Source organism: Dactylosporangium cerinum (assembly GCF_042653625.1).
Classification (GTDB): Bacteria; Actinomycetota; Actinomycetes; order Mycobacteriales; family Micromonosporaceae; genus Dactylosporangium; species Dactylosporangium cerinum.
This window is the reverse complement of record NZ_JBHSIU010000041.1, coordinates 560341-577867: the sequence shown is the minus strand read 5'-3', so window position 1 is coordinate 577867 and position 17527 is coordinate 560341. Positions and strand designations below refer to the sequence as shown.

Annotated in this window: 16 protein-coding genes; 9 read left to right on the top strand and 7 right to left on the bottom strand. The window is 72.9% G+C overall.

Annotated features, from left to right (window positions below):
• The first annotated feature begins 58 nt into the window (after window positions 1-58).
• On the top strand, window positions 59-889 hold the full coding sequence (locus tag ACFPIJ_RS31690) for a siderophore-interacting protein (RefSeq protein ID WP_380120932.1): 831 nt from the start codon (window positions 59-61) through the stop codon (window positions 887-889).
• The gene (locus tag ACFPIJ_RS31685; protein ID WP_380120395.1) at window positions 886-1710 is read left to right on the top strand and encodes a hypothetical protein; all 825 of its coding nucleotides are present in this window, start codon (window positions 886-888) and stop codon (window positions 1708-1710) included. Before ACFPIJ_RS31690 ends, ACFPIJ_RS31685 begins: the two co-directional genes overlap by 4 nt.
• Window positions 1711-2848: 1138 nt before the next feature.
• On the opposite strand, the gene ACFPIJ_RS31680 is transcribed toward ACFPIJ_RS31685, so the two are convergent.
• Window positions 2849-3124, bottom strand: a complete 276-nt coding sequence (locus ACFPIJ_RS31680; RefSeq protein ID WP_380120394.1) for a hypothetical protein — start codon at window positions 3122-3124, stop codon at window positions 2849-2851.
• Between the two features lie 616 nt (window positions 3125-3740).
• Between ACFPIJ_RS31680 and ACFPIJ_RS31675 the strand changes: the two genes are divergently transcribed.
• Window positions 3741-4502 (top strand): hypothetical protein, encoded by a 762-nt coding sequence (locus ACFPIJ_RS31675; RefSeq protein WP_380120392.1) that lies wholly within the window; start codon window positions 3741-3743, stop codon window positions 4500-4502.
• 4 nt (window positions 4503-4506) lie between these two features.
• Here ACFPIJ_RS31675 and ACFPIJ_RS31670 read toward each other — a convergent pair whose 3' ends face one another.
• Window positions 4507-5625, bottom strand: a complete 1119-nt coding sequence (locus tag ACFPIJ_RS31670) for an epoxide hydrolase family protein (protein WP_380120390.1) — start codon at window positions 5623-5625, stop codon at window positions 4507-4509.
• Window positions 5626-5782: 157 nt separating this feature from the next.
• Here ACFPIJ_RS31670 and ACFPIJ_RS31665 point away from each other — a divergent pair, with 157 nt between their 5' ends.
• From ACFPIJ_RS31665 to ACFPIJ_RS31655, 3 genes are read left to right on the top strand one after another with little or no spacing between them, the layout of a single operon-like run.
• Complete coding sequence (locus ACFPIJ_RS31665; RefSeq protein ID WP_380120388.1) at window positions 5783-6361, top strand: helix-turn-helix domain-containing protein; 579 nt, start codon at window positions 5783-5785, stop codon at window positions 6359-6361.
• Entirely contained in the window at window positions 6358-7593 is a 1236-nt protein-coding gene (locus ACFPIJ_RS31660) for an MFS transporter (RefSeq protein WP_380120386.1), read from the top strand. Before ACFPIJ_RS31665 ends, ACFPIJ_RS31660 begins: the two co-directional genes overlap by 4 nt.
• A 41-nt stretch (window positions 7594-7634) precedes the next feature.
• On the top strand, window positions 7635-9134 hold the full coding sequence (locus ACFPIJ_RS31655) for an alkaline phosphatase family protein (protein WP_380120384.1): 1500 nt from the start codon (window positions 7635-7637) through the stop codon (window positions 9132-9134).
• Window positions 9135-9259: 125 nt separating this feature from the next.
• Here ACFPIJ_RS31655 and ACFPIJ_RS31650 read toward each other — a convergent pair whose 3' ends face one another.
• Genes ACFPIJ_RS31650 through ACFPIJ_RS31640 form a run of 3 tightly spaced genes read right to left on the bottom strand, consistent with a single transcriptional unit; the run spans window position 9260 to window position 11805 of the window.
• On the bottom strand, window positions 9260-10012 hold the full coding sequence (locus ACFPIJ_RS31650; RefSeq protein ID WP_380120382.1) for an arylamine N-acetyltransferase family protein: 753 nt from the start codon (window positions 10010-10012) through the stop codon (window positions 9260-9262).
• 9 nt (window positions 10013-10021) lie between these two features.
• Complete coding sequence (locus ACFPIJ_RS31645; protein WP_380120380.1) at window positions 10022-10993, bottom strand: transmembrane transport protein; 972 nt, start codon at window positions 10991-10993, stop codon at window positions 10022-10024.
• Window positions 10990-11805, bottom strand: coding sequence for an ABC transporter ATP-binding protein (locus ACFPIJ_RS31640; RefSeq protein WP_380120379.1), 816 nt, complete (start codon window positions 11803-11805; stop codon window positions 10990-10992). The genes ACFPIJ_RS31645 and ACFPIJ_RS31640 overlap by 4 nt, the downstream gene beginning before the upstream one ends.
• 109 nt (window positions 11806-11914) lie before the next feature.
• On the opposite strand from ACFPIJ_RS31640, the gene ACFPIJ_RS31635 reads away from it, so the two are divergent.
• Both ACFPIJ_RS31635 and ACFPIJ_RS31630 read left to right on the top strand, forming a co-directional pair.
• A complete protein-coding gene (locus tag ACFPIJ_RS31635) occupies window positions 11915-13033 on the top strand; it encodes a sensor histidine kinase (RefSeq protein WP_380120377.1) in 1119 nt (372 codons plus the stop codon).
• On the top strand, window positions 13030-13683 hold the full coding sequence (locus tag ACFPIJ_RS31630; protein WP_380120375.1) for a response regulator: 654 nt from the start codon (window positions 13030-13032) through the stop codon (window positions 13681-13683). The genes ACFPIJ_RS31635 and ACFPIJ_RS31630 overlap by 4 nt, the downstream gene beginning before the upstream one ends.
• 372 nt (window positions 13684-14055) lie before the next feature.
• Here the strand turns inward: ACFPIJ_RS31630 and ACFPIJ_RS31625 are convergent, their stop codons facing one another.
• The gene (locus ACFPIJ_RS31625; RefSeq protein WP_380120373.1) at window positions 14056-15321 is read right to left on the bottom strand and encodes a sulfite oxidase; all 1266 of its coding nucleotides are present in this window, start codon (window positions 15319-15321) and stop codon (window positions 14056-14058) included.
• Between the two features lie 86 nt (window positions 15322-15407).
• On the opposite strand from ACFPIJ_RS31625, the gene ACFPIJ_RS31620 reads away from it, so the two are divergent.
• Window positions 15408-16253, top strand: a complete 846-nt coding sequence (locus tag ACFPIJ_RS31620; RefSeq protein ID WP_380120371.1) for a DUF6292 family protein — start codon at window positions 15408-15410, stop codon at window positions 16251-16253.
• A gap of 192 nt (window positions 16254-16445) precedes the next feature.
• Here ACFPIJ_RS31620 and ACFPIJ_RS31615 read toward each other — a convergent pair whose 3' ends face one another.
• Complete coding sequence (locus ACFPIJ_RS31615; RefSeq protein WP_380120369.1) at window positions 16446-17306, bottom strand: dioxygenase family protein; 861 nt, start codon at window positions 17304-17306, stop codon at window positions 16446-16448.
• Window positions 17307-17527 lie beyond the last annotated feature (221 nt).

Sequence of the window (17527 nt, the reverse complement as noted above, 5' to 3'; positions counted from 1 at the left end):
CGGCGGAATGCTGGGGGGCGCCGACCCCGGTGATCGCGGCGTATACCGTTGGCACGTGATGGCAGAACAACCGGCGCGGCGGGCACCGCAGGCACACACCGGGCGGGTGGTGCGCACCGAGCGGCTCACCCCGAACATGCACCGTGTGGTGCTCGGCGGCGAGGGCCTCGCCAGGTTCGACGCCGGACAGTACACCGACCATTACGTGAAGCTGATGTTCCCGCCCGCCGGGGTCGTCTACCCGCGGCCGTTCGACCTCGCCGCGATCCGGGCCGACCTGCCCCGCGAGCAGTGGCCGGTGACCCGCACGTACACCGTGCGCGACTGGGACCCGTCCACCCGTGAGGTCACCCTGGACTTCGTCGTCCACGGCGACACCGGCCTCGCCGCGCAGTGGGCGATCGCGGCCCGCCCCGGCGACGAGATCGCCTTCGGCGGCCCCGGCGGCAAGTACGCCCCCGACCCGGCCGCCGCCTGGCACCTCCTCGCCGGCGACGAGAGCGCCCTGCCGGCGATCGCCGCCGCCCTGGAACGCATCCCCGAAGGCGCCACCGTCGAGGCGTTCGTCGAGGTCGCCGACGCCCGCGAGGAGCAGAAGATCCCCGGCGTCACCTGGCTGCGCCGCGCCGGCCGTCCCTACGGCGAGGCCCTCGTCCAAGCGGTCACCGCCGCCACGTGGCACGGCGACGACGTGCACGCCTTCGTCCACGGCGAGGCCGGCTTCGTCAAGGAGCTGCGCCGGCACCTGCGCCTGGACCGCGGCGTCCCCCTCGACCGGCTGTCCATCTCCGGCTACTGGCGCCTCGGCCACGACGAGGACGGCTGGCAGGCCTCCAAGCGCGACTGGAACACCCAGGTCGAGGCCGAACAGGAACCCCCCTCTTCGTGACGCTGCTGCTCAAGTTGCTGCTGGCTCCGCTCCTCGTCGTCGGATCGTCCCTCGCGGGCCGCCGCTGGGGCGCACCGGTCGCCGGTACCCTCGTGGCCCTGCCGATCGTCGCCGGCCCGATCCTCCTTGTCACCTGCCTCGAACAGGGCCCCCAGTTCGGCGCCCGGGCCGCGTCGTCGGCCCTGCTCGGCCTGGTCTCCCTGGCGGCGTTCACGGTCGTGTTCGCCTGGTGCTCCCGCCGGACCGGCTGGGTCGGCGCGCTGTCCGTGGCGTGGCTCGTGACGCTGGCCCTTGACCTCGGGCTCGCGCGCCTGCACCTTCCTGCGTTTGCTGCGTTCGCGGTGGTACTGACCACCGCCTGGCTCGCTCTCCGGGCCTTCCCGCCGGTGCCGGGGTCTTCTTCGTCTTCTTCGGTTTCCTCGGCGTCTTCGGCGTCTTCGGCTCCTTCGGGGGCGCCGGTTTGGCTTTGGTGGGACCTGCCCGGGCGGGCCCTGGCGACCGCGGCGCTTGTCGTCACGGTGACCACGGCCGCGGCGACCGTCGGCCCGTCGATGACCGGCGTCCTCGCCCCGTTCCCGATCGCCACGAGCGTCGTGGCCGCGTTCGTCCTCGCCCAGCAGGGCACCGACGGCGCCGTGCGCACCCTGCAGGGCGTCCCGCGCGGCCTGCTGGGCTTCGCGGTCTTCTGCCTGCTCGTCGCGGTCCTCATCGAACGCCTCGGCACCCCGGCCACGTTCACCGTCGCGGTCACGGTGACCCTGCTCGTCCAGCTCGGCTGGCGCTGGACCCAGACCCGCCGCCCAGCACTCGCCACCGACTGATTCCCGCCCGGACGCCCGCTGCGTGTTGCCTGGCTCACGGTGGGTCATGGCGCTGGACGTGGGGCTGCACCGCCTTGAGAATTGAGGGGTAGCGCCTACCGGGGGGAGGCGGCACGTGCCCAGACCGTATTTCTCTTTGGACGCACCGGATTCCGGGGCCGTCACGTCGTTCGAATCGGTCGATTGGGACGCACGGTTCGCGGCGGCCCGAGCCGAGCGCCGGCGCCGGCGTGAGGAGCGGGTGCGGGTCCGGGCGGAGTTCGCCGAGGCCCGGGCACACGGCCTGGCCACCCGGCACGCGACGAAGCTGGCCCGGGTGCGGGGCGCTCGGTTGCTGGACGAGCTGGCCGCCGAGCGGGAGCCGGCGGTCCGTGCCACGCCGCGGAACCCGGCGGTCTCCACCCCACCCCGCGCGCCAACCCGTCCTGCGCCGGCGCGTCCTGTGTCTGCGCCCGCTGGCCCTGCGTCTGCGGCGGCTCGTCCTGCGCCTGTCCCGGTTCGTCCTGGGACCAGTGGTGGGTCTGCCTGTGCGGCGCATGCCCGGCCGGTGGCTGGTGAGGGCGCGCGTCCGGGCCTGGCTCGGCCAGCGCCCGCTGTTGCGGCGGCTGCCGGTGGGCCAGGTCGTTCGGCGCTTGGCGGTGCGCTTGTCCATGCGGCAACTGTTGGGGCAGCCCGATCTGCACCTGTGCACGCCTGTCGTGGCGGCAACGCCTCAGATTTCGGCGCGCCGGCACACCGCGATGTGTTCCGGGCCGGATCCGGTGCGCCGGCCGATCCGCCGAGCCGACCGGGCGCTGCGGGCCATGTCTACACGACCTCGCTCGCGCCGCCGGCACCTGTCGTCACCCCTGACGCACTGACCGGACCTGCTGCGGACGGCGCCGCCGCGACCGAGTCCGCGCCGCACGGACCCGGCGCCGTGGGCGCCTGGCTTGTCCGGCAGACCGGCCGGGACATCCGGGACGAGCCGGGTTCGCTGCCCCGAGTCGAGCTCTGTCCCTTGTGGACATCGTTGCTGCCGTTGCGGGCTCCAGCTGCGGCTGTGCCGTCACATCGGTGCGATTGCGACCTGGCGACGTCCGTCGGCCGTTCCGGGACCGGCGCCTTCGTTCGCCGTGGTGGTTGCCGTCGCTTGGGGTCAGGCGAGGTGGTCCACCTTGCAGGTGAGCGAGATCCGGTTGTTGGTCGCGTTGTGCTGGTGGGAGTGGCCGGCCGTCCAGAGCGTGAACGTACGGGTGCCGGGCGTGAGAGGTGCCCGGAGCGCGAGGGTGCACCCGCCGTGGGACATCGTCGGGATGCCTGGGCCGCAGCAGGTCCCGTGGTTCGGGGCGATGCCGGCCGAGTAATTCGTCAGGTAGAGGCCCGGCCACGGCACCGGTTCGTGGCGCTCCGGGCTGGGTGGCTCTGCGGGCAACGCGCCTGCCTCGACCCGACAGCGCGCCCGGTCGCCCGACGGAAGCGCCTTCCGGTAGCGGGCGATCGGCAGGCCATCCACAACAGTCATCCGGTGCGACCGGCCTTGACGAGTCAGGCCGCCCGTCTTCGACGAGGAGCCGCCCGCCCCCAAATCCGTGCGCCGTCGGCGAGACCTACACGGCATCGAGCTCACCGACGGTGCCTGCTGTCTCGGCGGTGTCTGCGCTCTCGGTGGCCGGGCCGCTGAGGGCAGAGCCGATCGCCCGCCAGTCGCAGCCAACGGGTCGTAGCCCAGCGGGTCGTGCGCGCGACCGCGGTCCCTGGCAGGATCATGTCGCCGGGGGTTGCCGAGGGCGGCCACCGCCCTGCCATGACCCGGGCGCCGGAGACCACGCTTCGCTGAACCGCCCGATGACCGCACGATCGCCGGCGTTCACTGATCGCGTCACGCACCAGGTGCAGACACCCGCATCCGACCGGTGCCCAGTTGCCTTACAGAAACGGCGGGGGATGTGGGCCGGGCCGATCTCGCTCAGCCGACGCGGCGAGCATCGCCGACGACTGGGCGTGGCCCGCAGCCTCGGGACGGCGTCAGTCCGCCGGACGTTGATATCGTGGCGGCCATATACGTGCTAGACGATCCCGGCCTGTCAGAGCGGGCCCGCCGGTTCCTGGCGCGGCACGCGATCCGGCGTCCGCACCTGGACGCCGCCGCCGTTCGGGCGGCTGCGGTGCTTCCCGATGGGGCGCCGGCACCCGTCGAACTCGCCGACGTCCTGGTGTGGTTCGAGGAGCGGTATGGCGGCCTGTCGTACCCTCTGCTCGTCGGCAACGGCATGGAACACGGGGTCCGCCGCGGACGGCGTTTCGTCGTCACCGCGCTGGGGCTGGCGTTCGGTGGCATCGTGGACGGTGACTGGACCTGCGGCGTGGGTGTCCTCCTCGACGGCAGCACCACCATGGATCTGGGCGAGTGGGGGTGTCGCGTCATCGACCGGTCCGTCGACCAGCGGATCGAGAAGCACGCGCTGCTCGCCGAGGTGCGGGACTGGCGGCATCACCAGACGTTCGCCTGCCGCACGCCGCCGGACGTCCCGCCGATGGTCGACGAGCGGTGGCTGCCACCACCGGTGCCCGAAGCCACCGGCCCGGCCGAGCTGTGGTGGAGCGACGGGGATGCCGCCGTCCAGGCGACGCTGTGGAGCTGGCGGCCGGAGGGGGATCGCTGGATCGTACGGTACTTCGCCCGTGTCTGGGAGAAGGTCGACGACGCCAGCCGGACCGTCTACGCGGCGATGGGCCACGAGACGGTCCCGGCCGAGTGGTGCTATCTGTGCGACACCTCGGTGGCCGCGGGCTACCGGTGCATCCGGTAGCCGGTCAGCGCACGGTGCGGAAGAACGTGCGGACCTCGTCGACGAACAGGTCCGGCACCTCGAGGGCGGCGAAGTGGCCGCCGCGGTCGTACTCGGCCCAGTGGGTGATGGTGTTCAGCGGCTCGGCGAACTGGCGGATCGCGATGTCCTCGGCGAAGTTCGCCACGCCGGTCGGCACCGTGGACGGGGTGGGCCAGTGGCTGGAGTGCATCGACTCGTAGTACATCTGCGCCGATGAGCCGCCGGTGTTCGTCAACCAGTACAGCGTCGCGTGGGTCAGCACGTGGTCGGCGTCGATCGAGCCGGCCGGCACGGCCCAGTCGTGGAACTTCTCGCCGATCCAGGCGAGCTGCCCGACGGGGGAGTCGGCGAGAGCGAAGCCCAGCGTGTGCGGGCGGGTCGCCTGGATCTGGAAGTAGCCGTTCTCGTCGTTGAGGTACTGCTGCATCCGGTCGTAACGGACCTGCTCCGCGTCGGTGAGGACGGTGCCCTCGGGCAGGTCGCCGAAGGGGATGAACCCGACCGAGGCGGCGTTGACGTGCACGCCGACGACGTGGTCGGGGTCGACGCGGCCGAGGTCGGGGGCGATGAAGGCACCGAAGTCGCCGCCCTGCGCGCCGTAGCGGTCGTAGCCGAGGCGGGCCATCAGGGTCGCGTACGCGGTCGCGACGCGCCACGAGTCCCACCCGGCGCCGGCCGGGCCGCTGAACCCGAAGTTCGGGTGGGACGGGATGACCAGGTGGAAGGCGTCGGCCGGGTCGGCGGGGTTCGTGAGCGGCTCGATGACCTGCAGGAACTCGGTGAACGAGCCGGGCCAGCCGTGCGCGAGCAACAGCGGCAGCGCGCCTTCGCGCGGCGAGCGGACGTGCAGGAAGTGGATGGTTTGGTCGTCGATGCGGGTGGTGTACTGCGGGTGCTGGTTGATCCGATCTTCGACCTCCCGCCAGTCGAACTTCGTCGCCCAGCGTTCGACCAGGTCCTTGAGGTGCTCGACCGGCACGCCCCGGCTCCAGCCCGCGCCGGGCACCTGGGCGGGCCAGCGCACGCCGGTGAGGCGGCGGCGCAGGTCGTCCAGCTCGGCCTGGTCGACGGCGACCCGGAACGGCGTGACGTCGGTGCTCATGACATGGACTCCTCAGCGTCGGCTTCGGGCGTGTGCCCCTGCAAACGAACGATGCCAGCAGATGCGGACAGGTTCTGACCGGCAATATCTGAAAGACACTTTTACATCGGCCGTCACCTGTGGCACTCTGAAAGAGTCTTTCAGAAAGGTGGCAGGCGTGGGGCGCGAAACGCGACGAACGATCACCGAGCCGGAGGCACTGCGGGCCCTGGCCCACCCGGTGCGCTACGAGCTGCTGAACCATCTCATCTCCGGTGGCCCGGCGACCGCGTCGCAGTGCGCCCGGGCGGTCGGCGACACCCCGTCCAACTGCAGTTACCACCTGCGGGCACTGGCCAAGGCGGGGCTCGTCGCGCCGGACGACTCCACCGACGCGCGGGAGCGGCCGTGGCGGGCCCTCGTGACCGGCTTCGACGTGCCGCCCGACGCCGATCCCGGCTCGCCGGCCGGTCAGCAGGCGGCGGTGATCGCGGCCCTCGCCGTCCAGCGCGACCAGCGTCTCGTCCGCGAGCGGCTGGCCCGCCGCGACCGGTCACCGGCGCAGTGGCGCGACGCCGAGCAGTACGGCCTGTACACGCTCCGGCTCACCCCCACCGAGCTGCGCACGCTCGGCGATCAGATCGACGCGCTGATCCGCCCGTACATCGGCGTCACCCGCGACGACCCACCCGAAGGTGCCGAGACGGTCCACTTCGGATTCCACGGATTCCCACTCAACGAAGGGGACGGCGCATGAGGCAGGGTCCGCTGGCGCATCGTGAGTTCCGCCGGCTGTGGCTGGCCGGGCTCATCTCCGACACCGGCGACTGGCTGCTGCTGGTCGCCCTGCCGATCCTCGTGTTCCAGCTGACCGGCTCGCCGTTGCAGACGTCGTTCGCGTTCCTCGTCGAGCTGGCCCCGGCGGTCCTGCTGGGGCCGGTCGCCGGGCACCTCGCCGACCGGTGGGACCGCCGCCGGATGCTGGTCGGCATCACGGCCGTCCAGGCGGTCGCGCTGCTGCCGCTGCTGCTCGTGCACGACCGCGGCGACCTGCCCGTGCTGTACGCCGTGATCGCCGTCGAGGCGGCCATGCTCACGCTGTTCGGCCCGGCGAAGAACGCGCTCCTGCCGACCCTGGTCCCGCAGGAGCAACTGGTGGCGGCGAACTCCCTCGTCGGGCTCAACCAGAACCTGGGGCGGCTGGTCGGCGGCGCGCTGGGCGGGCTGCTGCTCACCCTCAGCGGCCTGCCGGTCATCGTGGTGGTCGACCTGGTCACGTTCGCCGTCGCGGCGGTGCTGATCGCGGGCATCGCCACGGGTACCAGAGCCGTCGCCGAGACCGGCAGGAAGCCGGCGGGCGGGATCGCGTTCGGCGGGCGGCGGATCCGGATCGGCCTGGCGATCGCCGCCCTCGCCGGCTGCGCCCAGGGCATCTTCGTCGTGCTGTTCGTGGTGTGGGTGGTCCGCGAGCTCGGCGGCGGCGCCACGGAGACCGGCCTGCTGCGCGGCGTCCAGGCGATCGGCTCGATCGGCCTGGGCCTGCTGCTGGCCACCTCGCGGCGCACCCCGGGGCCGGCCACGCTCGTCGCCGCCGGAGCCGGGGCGTTCGGGCTGCTGTCGTTCGCGGTGTGGAACGGGCCCGCGGTGACCGACGCGCTGCCGGTCTACATCGCCCTGTTCATCCTGGTCGGCGCGCCGGGGATCGCGATGCTCACCGGGCTCATCAGCCTGCTGCAGCAGGAGACGACCGACCAGGTGCGCGGGCGCGTGTTCGGCGTCTTCGGCGCGATCTTCGAGGGCAGCAGCGGCGTGGGGATGCTGGCGGCCGGCCTGCTCGCCGACCGGATCGGCATCATGCCCATGCTCGACCTCCAGGCCGCGCTGTACCTCGCCGCCGGCGCGACCGCACTGCTCCTCATCCGACCAAATTGGTCCGGACCTGTTATCCGGAAACCCGCCCGCCGGAGTGATGTCGTTCATCCTCATTGATTTCGATCGTTGCGACGTGACCCCCGAGTCGGAGGTACCCGATGCAACGATCGATCCGAAGGACCGTCCTGGCCGGCGCGCTGGCCACCGGCATGGCGCTCGCCGGAGCCGTCGCCGTAGCCGTCCCCGCGCACGCCGCCGGGACCAAGAAGCTGCTGGTCGTCGGCATGGACGGGCTCAACTGGGCGGGAGTCGTCGCGGCGAACGCGCCCAACCTCGACGGCCTCGCCGCCGCCGGCACGCTCGGCGAGAGCCTGGTGTACTGCCCGGGCGTCGCCGCCTCGTCGAGCGGGCCCGGCTGGTCGACGATCGCGACCGGCGTGTTCCCCGACAAGCACGGCGTGAAGGACAACAGCTTCGCGGGCAAGCAGTACGCGACATACCCCGACTTCCTCACCCGCCTCGAACAGGCGAACCCGGCCTACCGCACCTACTCCGCGGTCGACTGGGCCGTGCTGCACACCCAGGGCACCTTCGGCGCCGCCATCGACACCCGGGTGACCTTCGACGGCGACGCCGAGGGCTACGTCAGCGCCGACGTCAAGATCACGAATGACGCGGTGAACCGGCTCCGCAATGAGAACCCGGACGCCTCCTTCGTGTATCTGGGCAACACCGACGTCGTGGCACACGCCAGTGGCACCGGCACGGCGTACCGGACCGCCATCGAGAAGCAGGACCAGCAGCTGGGTCAGCTGCTCGCCGCGATCTCGGCCCGCCCCACCTACGCCTCCGAGGACTGGCTGGTCATCGTGACCACCGACCACGGCCACCTCTCGCCCGGCGGCGGCCACGGCGGTTGCGGCATCGACGAGCGACGCACGTTCGTTCTGGCCAAAGGCGCCGGGGTCGCGGCGGGCGCCCGGCCGGTCGACACCCGGCTCGCCGATGTCGCGTCCAGCGCCCTCGCGCACTTCGGCGTCGGCGCGGCACTGGACGGCAAACCGGTCTCGACCCGCTCGACCGACGCGTTCGACACCCTGGCACCGTCGCTGCAGACGCGCGTCGACGAGACCGGCATCCCCGCGTCGCTCAAGGGCTGGACGCCGAACGCCCCGGCCGGCTGGTCGGTGGACCGCAGCCGCATGCCGTCGGGCGGCGTCACCGAATGGCGCGGATGGACCTTCGCGACCGACGAGTTCTGGAGCCGGGCACAGAGCGGCCAGGAACGGGAGAACGCGATGCGCACCCGCGGCGTGTTCGCCGTCGCGGACTCCGACGAGTTCAACGACAAGTCCGGCGGCACGAGCTTCGACTCGACCCTGCTGTCCCCGTCGTACACCGTGAGCCCCGGCACCACGGTCCGCCTCAACTACGTGACGCACTACCGGCAGGAGGGCGCCCAGAAGGCCGACGTCCTCGTGTCCTTCAACGGCGGCGCCGACGTCCTGGTCAAGCGCTACACCGCGGACGCCCGGGCGAAGGTCGAGTCGCTCACGGTGGCGGTGCCGGCCGGCGCGACGCGGATGGTGGTCAAGTTCCGCTACTACGACGCGAGCAACAACTGGTACTGGGCGATCGACGACCTGCGAATCGCATAGGCCGCCGCAGGCCCCCCGCGACCGTCGCAGGCCCCCGTGACCGTCGCAGGGTCCCCTGACCGTGACCGCCGCAGGGCCCCCGCGACCGGCGCGGGGGCCCTGCGCGCCGGAACTGGCCGCAGGGGTCAGCCCGCGATGGCCGCCGGGACGGCGTCGAGGGTGATGCCGAAGGTGTCGCGGTACACCGCCAGGATCTCCGAATCGTCGTCGAGGACGCGTTCGATGCGGTCGGCGCCGACGGTGGTGATGAGGGTCCGGCCGCTGATCGTGGCCCGGCCGGTGCCGGTGAGGATCGAGCAGGTCAGCTTCCTGGTGAAGTTCGACTCCGGTGCGGTGCGGTGCCACCAGGCCAGCGGGGTGAAGTCGAGCAGTTCGTATGGGCGCTGGTCGAGCAGGTACTCCCAGGTGCCGTCGCCGCGGACGGCGAGGTCGGGCCCCTGGGGGATCACCTCGTAGACGCCGCCGGGGTCGGGTTGCGGGTCGATGGTGTCCAACCGCAACGGGTAGTGCGCGAACCTGCCGAACCCGACGTCGACGAGGTACGGCGAGTCGAGCTGCACCCGCACCGCCATGTGGTCGAGCGGCACGCCGAACCGCCGACCCGTCCACACCCGGCAGGAGTGCAGGGTCACCTCGTAGCCCAGATCGGTGAGCAGCGCGGCGAACGCACCGTTGAGCTCGTAGCAGAAGCCGCCGCGCCGCCGGTCGACGATCTTCGCAACGAGCGCGGCGGGCCTCAGCACGATCTCCTCGCCCAGTTTGACGCTGAGGTTCTCGAACGGCACCGCACCCAGGTGCGCGCGTTGCAGCACCCGCAGCGTGGCGAGGTCGGCAGCGGCGGGCCGAGGCACACCGATGCGCTCGAGATAGGCGTCCACCAGCCCAGCCTATGCGACCCTGATCCGCCAGAGCGCAAGGCCGGTCAGCGCCAGCGCCGCGGTGAGGAACAGCAGCGACTCCAGCCACTGGAACCGCCAGTAGCGCCCGCCCGGGTGGTACGCCACGTCGACGTGCAGGTCCAAGGCGGCCACGCACTGCGCCATGACGTCGAACTGGCCGGATAAACAGCCGTGGTACCGGTCGAGGTCCACGGTCCGGCCGTCGGCGGTCAGCAGCTTGCTGTTCGACACCACCCAGACGTTCGGCGCGCTGAGGCCCTCCACGTCCGCCTGTGCGCCGAGGAAGCTCAGGTTCCGGATCGCCTCCGCGGACATTGCCTGCGAACTGTGCACCGGCGTGCCCAGGTGCGGCCTGACCACGGTCGGCACCGCGACTTGGATCGCGGCGAACAGCAGCGCCGTCAATGCCATCGCGGGCACGGTCCGGCGCAGCACGAGCCCCACCAAGGCGCCGAGCACGACACTGCAGCAGGTGTACGCGACGGGCACGAGATTACGGGCACCGAACAGCAGGGCGGTGAACCGGTCCGCCGCGACCGCGTCATACGGGCTGGCGGCCCAGGTCAGCAGCAGGCTGAACAACCCGGTCAGCGCCGCCGCGGTCGCGGTCACCACGGCAAGCCGCACGACCAGCCAACGGTGCCGGGACACGCTCTGGTTCCACACCAGGCGGTGCGTGCCGGTCTCCAGCTCCCGGGCGACGAGCGGCGCGCCCCAGAACATGCCGAGCAGCGCGGGCGTCACCAGCAGCAGCGCGTCAAGCAGATACAGCTGCCCCTGGAAGCGGGACTGGAACTCCCGCAGCGCGGAGCCGCACGCATCACCGCAGGACGCGACGGCGTCGTGATGCCCGCTGCGGATCTGCGTGCCGAGCACGACGAGGTAGGCGCCGAGCACGGCGAGAGCGACACCGGTCACCAGCAGCTGCGCCCGCAACTGCCGCCAGGACAGCCAGGTCATCGCGGGTCCCCCTCGCTGCGCAGGTATGCCAGGACGAGCTCCTCCAGCTGGACCGGTCCGGCGCCGGTCCCGGCCTTCAGCGGTCCCCGCACCACCGCACCATGCACGACGTCGGCGCCCGGCGGCGGGGCCGTCGCCCGGTGGTGGGCGTCCAGCAGGGCGGTGACGTCGCCGGCCAGCCGGACCCGGCCGCCGGTGAGCACGACCAGGTGGTCGCAGACCCGCTCGACGTCCGACAGCAGGTGCGAGGACAACACGGCGGTCGCGCCCAGCTCGGCCACCGACTCGACCAGCGTGCGCAGGAACCCTTCCCGCGCAAGGGGATCGAGCGCGGCCACCGGCTCGTCGAGGATCAGCAGCTCCGGCCGTTTCGCGGCGGCGACGGTCAGCGCCAGCTGGGCCCGCTGCCCGCCGGAGAGCCGGCCGGCGCGCTGCCTCGGGTCGAGGCCGAGCGCGGCGACCCGGCGGGCGGCGAACGCGGCGTCCCAGGCCGGGTTGAGGCGGGCGCCGAGCCGCAGATGGTCCGCGACGCTCAGCGCCGCATACACCGGCGTGTCCTGGGCGACGAACCCGACCCGGTCCAGCCGTGTCCCCGGCCGGGCGCCGAGCACCGACACGGTCCCCGACGTCGGGGCGAGCAGACCACAGGCGAGCTGCAGCAGCGTCGACTTGCCGGCGCCGTTGGGCCCGACGAGCCCGACGACCCGTCCGGGCGGGATCCGCAGCGTGCAGTCGGCGAGGGCGACCCGCCGCCCGTAGCGTCTGGTGAGGCCCTCGGCCGCGAGGGCCGGGGTGGTGCCGGAAATGACCATGCGCCCATCGTCGGCGGCGCGCTGCCGGCACACATCGGTCCGGAGACGGGCCGCCCCGGCCGTACTTTTGACCGGTCCGCCGCGATCCCAGCCCTCGTACGCTGATCGCGTGAGACTCGTCGGAAACCTCGGACTGGCCGTCGCGCTCGCCATGGTTGTGGCCGGCACGGCGGTGGCGATCGCGGCCAGCTGGGGCGGCGCCTACTTCCTGCCCGGCGCTGCCGCCGGGACCCTGGTCGGCGCGGCTGCCCTGCTGCGGCACCGGGGCCGGGCGCGGGCTGCGGTAGTCGGGCTCGCCGTCGCGGCGGCGGCGGTGGCCGCGGCGCAGGTGGCCGGGCTGCCTGCCGAGCCCGGGCCGGCGACCGCCCTCGCCCTCGCCGTCCTCGTCGGGTCGGTGACGCGGGTCGCGCCGGTCCGCACGGTCGTGACGGTCGCCGCGGCTGGCCTGGCGGTGGTCGCCGTCGGCGCACTCAGTCACCCGGGCTCGTCCGGGGCGTTCGCCGTCACCGTGTTCGGCGGGCTTGCCTGGGCCGGCGGCGTCCTCACCGGCGGGGTGCTGCGGTTGCTCGACGCGCGCCGGCTGGCCGCGGTGGAGGCGGTCCGCCGCGACGAACGCCTCACCATCGCCCGCGAGCTGCACGACGTCGTCGCCCACCACGTCACCGGCATCGTCGTGCAGGCCCAGGCGGCGCAGCTGGTCGTCTGCGAGGACCCGGTGAAGGCAGGGGAGTCGTTCGCCCGGATCGAGGCCGCCGGCGCCGATGCCCTCGCCGCGGTCCGCCGGGTCGTCGGGGTGCTTCGCGACGACCCGGCCGAGGACCCCGGCAGCTGGGCGGTGGCGGCGGGACCCGAACGGATCGCCGACCTCGTGAGGCGGTTCGAGCAGGTCGGGCCTGCCGTACACCTGCAGCTGCCGCAGGATGAGCAGCACTGGCCCGCGGAAGTGACCGGTGCGGTCCACCGGCTCGTGCAGGAGTCCCTGACCAACGTCATCCGGCACGCGCCGCAGGCCCGCAGCGTCACCGTTGAGTTGTCCGAAGTGGACGGATCGGTCGAGGTGCTCGTCGCCGACGACGGTGCCGACGGCCCCGCGACCGTCCACGGTGGATACGGGATCGTCGGCATGCGCGAGCGGGTCGAGGCACTCGGCGGCGAGCTGTCGGCGGGGCCCGGGCCGGGCGGCGGCTGGCGGGTGCACGGCACGGTCCCGCTGACGGGTGTGCGATGACGATCCGGGTGCTGATCGCCGACGACCAGGCGATGATCCGTGGCGGGCTGCGGATGATTCTTGAGCACCAACAGGACATCGCCGTGGTCGCCGAGGCGGCCGACGGTCTTACGGCGATCGACCTTGCCCGCCGGCTGCGGCCCGACGTGTCGCTTGTGGACATTCGCATGCCGGGCGCCGACGGTCTCGAGGTGACGCGGGCGCTTGCCGGGCCCGGTGTCGCCGACCCGCTGCGGGTCGTCGTGGTCACCACATTTGACCTCGACGAGTATGTCTACGGCGCAATCCGGGGCGGTGCCACCGGCTTCCTGCTCAAGGACGCCGGGCCGGCACTGCTCGTCGAGGCGGTCCGGGCCGCGCACGCCGGGGACGCGCTCATCTCGCCGTCGGTGACGGTGCGGCTGCTGCGCTCCATGGCGGTGCCGGCGACACCGGCGAAGGCCGCGAAACCGTTGACGGACCGGGAGACCGACGTGGTGCGCTCGATCGCCCGGGGACGCACGAACCTGGAGGTCGCCGCCGAGCTGTTCATCTCGCTGAGCACAGTCAAGAGCCACGTGTCGGGCATCCAGACCAAGCTCGGCCTGCGCAACCGGGTCGAGATCGCCGCCTGGGCCTGGGAACACGGGGTCGTCACCGGTCCTTGCTAGGAGGGGGAGGCCTCGCCGCTCACGGCGGATGGGGACCCTGCCATCGCGGCGGATGGGGACCGACCCTGCCATCGCGGCGGATGGGACCTTGCCGCTCACGGCGGATGGGACCTTGCCGCTCACGATGGATGGGGACCCTGCCATTCGCGGCGGACGAGACCTTGCCGCTTACGGCGGATGGGACCTTGTCTGTCACGCGGACGGGGCCCTGCCATTCGCGGCGGACGAGACCTTGCCGCTTACGGCGGATGGGACCTTGCCACTCACGCGGATGGGGACCCTGCCACTCCGGCGGACGAGACCTGCCAGTCGCGCGGATGCGACACCGCCGCCCGGGTCGGCTGAACCGGAACCGGCCCGGGCGGCGGAGGCTCAGGCGACCGTTACCGGGTGGGCGACGACCGCGTCGAAGAGATAGCCGAGGGTGTTGAACGGGGTCACGTCGGGCTGGCTCGTGCCTGTCACGTCGACCGCCCGTGCCCGCAGTGTGTAGGCGCCCGGGCCGGTCGGCCGCCAGCGGTAGCTCCACTGCTGCCAGACTCCGCCGCGCCGGCCGTTCGGCGTCGCCGGGTGCCAGGAGGTGCCGCCGTCGGTGCTGACCTCGACCCGGCGGATCGGTCCGTTGCCGGACCACGACCGGCCGTGCAGCACCTGAGTCCGGCCGGCGGCGAGGGTGGCCTGCCACGGCAGCTCGAACGCGCTCTTCACCACCTGCCGGCTGAGCAGCTCGCCCTCGGTGGGGTAGCCGGGGCCGAAGTACCGGTAGAACTGGGTGTTCCACGGCGAGAACAGCGGGGCGGTGGACACCTCGATGCGGCCCAGCCACTTGATCGCGGCGATGCCGATCCAGCCCGGCACCACCACCCGCACCGGGTAGCCGTGGTCGGGCGGGAGCGGTTCGCCGTTCAGTTCGTACGCCAGCAGCACGTCCCGCATCGCCTTGGCGACCGGCAGCGGGCGGCGCACCCGGCCGAGGTTGACCCCGCCGGTGACCCACTCGTCGTCGAGGCCCTCGGGGAGCACGTCGACCGCGTCGGGGCGGATCCCGGCGCGGTGCAGAACAGTGGACAGCCGCACCCCGCGCCAGCGGCCGACGCCGACCGCGCCGAGCTTCCAGGCGGTGCCGCTGACCGTCTGGCCCTGCTGGGTGGTGAAGAAGCTGCGTCCGTTGCCGGTGCACTCGATCGCGGCGTCGTAGGTGACGCTCGGCAGCCGGCGCAGGTCCCGCAGCGACAGCTCGACGGGACCGTGCCGCAGGCCGCTGCCGAACAGCTCCAGGCGCCACGTCTTCGCGTCGATCGTCGGGGTGCTGGTGTGGTTGCGCACGAAGAACCGGTCGGTGGGCGTGTAGTACCCCTGGCCGGCCATCGCCTCCCAGCGGGTCTCGGCGTTGGTGCCGAACGGGTAGAACAACTCCGGCGGCAGCGGCTTGCGGATCGGCCCGGTGGGCGCCGGCGCGGGTTCAGCGGCGGCAGCGGCCGGGGCGGCAGCGGCGACCAGTGGCGCGGCGACGGCGGCGGCCGCGCCGAGGCGCAGCAGGTGCCGGCGGGACAGGCCGCGCGCGTCGGCCTCGCCGGCCAGCCACTGGCGTGTGCGCAGCGCGTCGTACACGTGCTCATCGGTGAGGTCGATCGACATACCTATAAACTCTATCGACTTACCATGAAACGGCAAGCGGGCCGTGGGAACGGCAAGCGGGCCACGGACAGGTAGGATCTGCCGGCGTGTCGACGGTGCGGCGGGCTGAGGCGTTCATCGTCCTCGCGGCCGTCCGTGACGTCGAGGGGTTCGAGCTCGACCTGGCCGCGCGCACCCTGGTGGCCGGCTGGGGCGACGGTGTCCCGCGGCTGCTCGAGGTGACCGCCGGCATCATGGCGCTGCGCGCCGCGGCCGGTGAACCCGACCCGGACCGATATCCGCAGTTCGGATACCTCCTGGCCGTGGAGCGGGCGCTCGCAGACCGGGGCGTCGCCGTGCTGTGCCGGGAGCTCGACCGGCCGGGGCTCGACCTGCGCGGCCGGCTGGTGATCGACCTGGCCCGGGCGGTCGGCGCGCACCCGGCGACGCCCTGCTTCGCCGTCGAGTGGGGCAGCGACCGCGGCTGGTCGACGGTGATCGAGCCGCCCGGGACCGGGGGCCAGCGGACCTGGCACTGGTTCGACGGGCTGCTGCCCGAGCCGGCCGTGGTCGCCGACCGGGCCGTCCGGCACCTCGACGGTGACCTGACCCTGCCCGGCCGGCGGCCCTGGCGGTACCACGGCCCGCAGCTGCTCGAAGCCCTCGCCGCGCACCCGGTGCCCGGGACGGTGCCGGACGTGCCGACCGTGTGCCGGTCCGATCCGGAGTGGCGGACGGCGGCGTTCCGGCGGCGGCTGCTGTGCTACGAGATGCCGCCGGTGCCCGCGGTCGGCGACGAGGTGCACCTGCCGGGGCGGCCGGGCGACCGGCGGCGGGTCGCCGCGGTGCTGCCCGCCCGCCCCGGCGACGTGGAGCTGTTCCGGGTGCAGCTCGCCGGACACGACTTCCAGGTCAGCTGGGACGAGGTCTGGCCCTTCCTGGCGACCGGGTAGTCACAGGCGCTGCCAGAGCGCGGGCCGGGTGGTCACAGGCGTTGCCGGAGCGCGGGCCGGGTGGTCACAGGCGTTGCCGGAGCGCGGGCCGGGTGGTCACAGGCGTTGCCGGACCGCGGGCCGGGTGGTCACAGGCGTTGCCGGACCGCGGGCCGGGTGGTCACAGGCGTTGCCGGACCGCGGGCCGGGTGGTCACAGGCGTTGCCAGAGCGCGGGCACGTTCGGCGGCTCCCAGCCGGGCTGCGCGGTGTGTCCCTGCAGGCAGCGGTACGCCACACCGCCGTAGGTGACCTGCGCGCCGGCCGCGTAGGTCTGCCCGGCCGCCCAGGTCCCGCCCGGCGTGCTCGGGGGTGTCGACGGCGGCGTGGTCGGGGGCGTGGTCGGCGGGACGCCCGGCACGTCGAGCACGACGTCGAACGTCGCCTCGCGGCCGCCGCTGACGGAGCGGACCGTCATCAGCAGCCGCGGGTCGTAGAGGCTGTCGGTCGAGTTGCGTGGTTCGCCCGGGAAGTACAGCTGCGTGGTGAGGATCGGCTGGCCGGGAGCCTGGACCTTCACGTGCAGGTGGCGGGTCCGTCCCGGGTACAGGCCGGGCACGATCGTGGTGAGGCTGAACGCACCCTGGCCGTTCGTGTACTGGTGCCCGCGCAGCCGGTACCCCACGTTGTCGTACGCGCCGGCGTTGTCAGCCTGCCAGAAGTCGAGCAGGGCACCGGCGATCGGCTGGCACGACGTACCGAAGACGTAGCCGGACACGGTGAGTCTGGTGCCGGGCAGCCCGGCCGCGATCGCGGTGCGCTGCGGCGAGTTCGGCTTGAAGTACGGGCCCTCCATCTGCGGCGGGGTCTCGTCGTCGCCGTCGTCGCACATCGGCGTCGGTTCGAGGTTCTCCCCGGCGGCGCCGTCCCGGGCGAGCGCCGGGACGCCCGCGAGCAGGATCGGCAGCGGCGCGGCGACGAGCGCGGCGCGCAGCAGCTGCTTGCGGGTGAGTGCGGGTCCACCGGTGCGGGTCTCGTCGGTGGTGTCGTGCGGATCGTTGCGCTGGCCTGTCATTGCCGGCTCCTCGGTTCGCTGGTCGGCCCGGTCGTGCCGGGCCCGACCGACACTAGGGAGCGCCATCGGTGCGAGTCGATGGACTTGTCGCCGGAGTCGTGGTGCATTCGGCGGGTCGCGCCGACCGGCGCGACCCGCTCCGCCGAGGGTGACGTGGAGGACCTTCAGGCCGACCTCAGACGGGCGACGAAGGAGCGTGCGTGGGGCATACGTGGACCCGG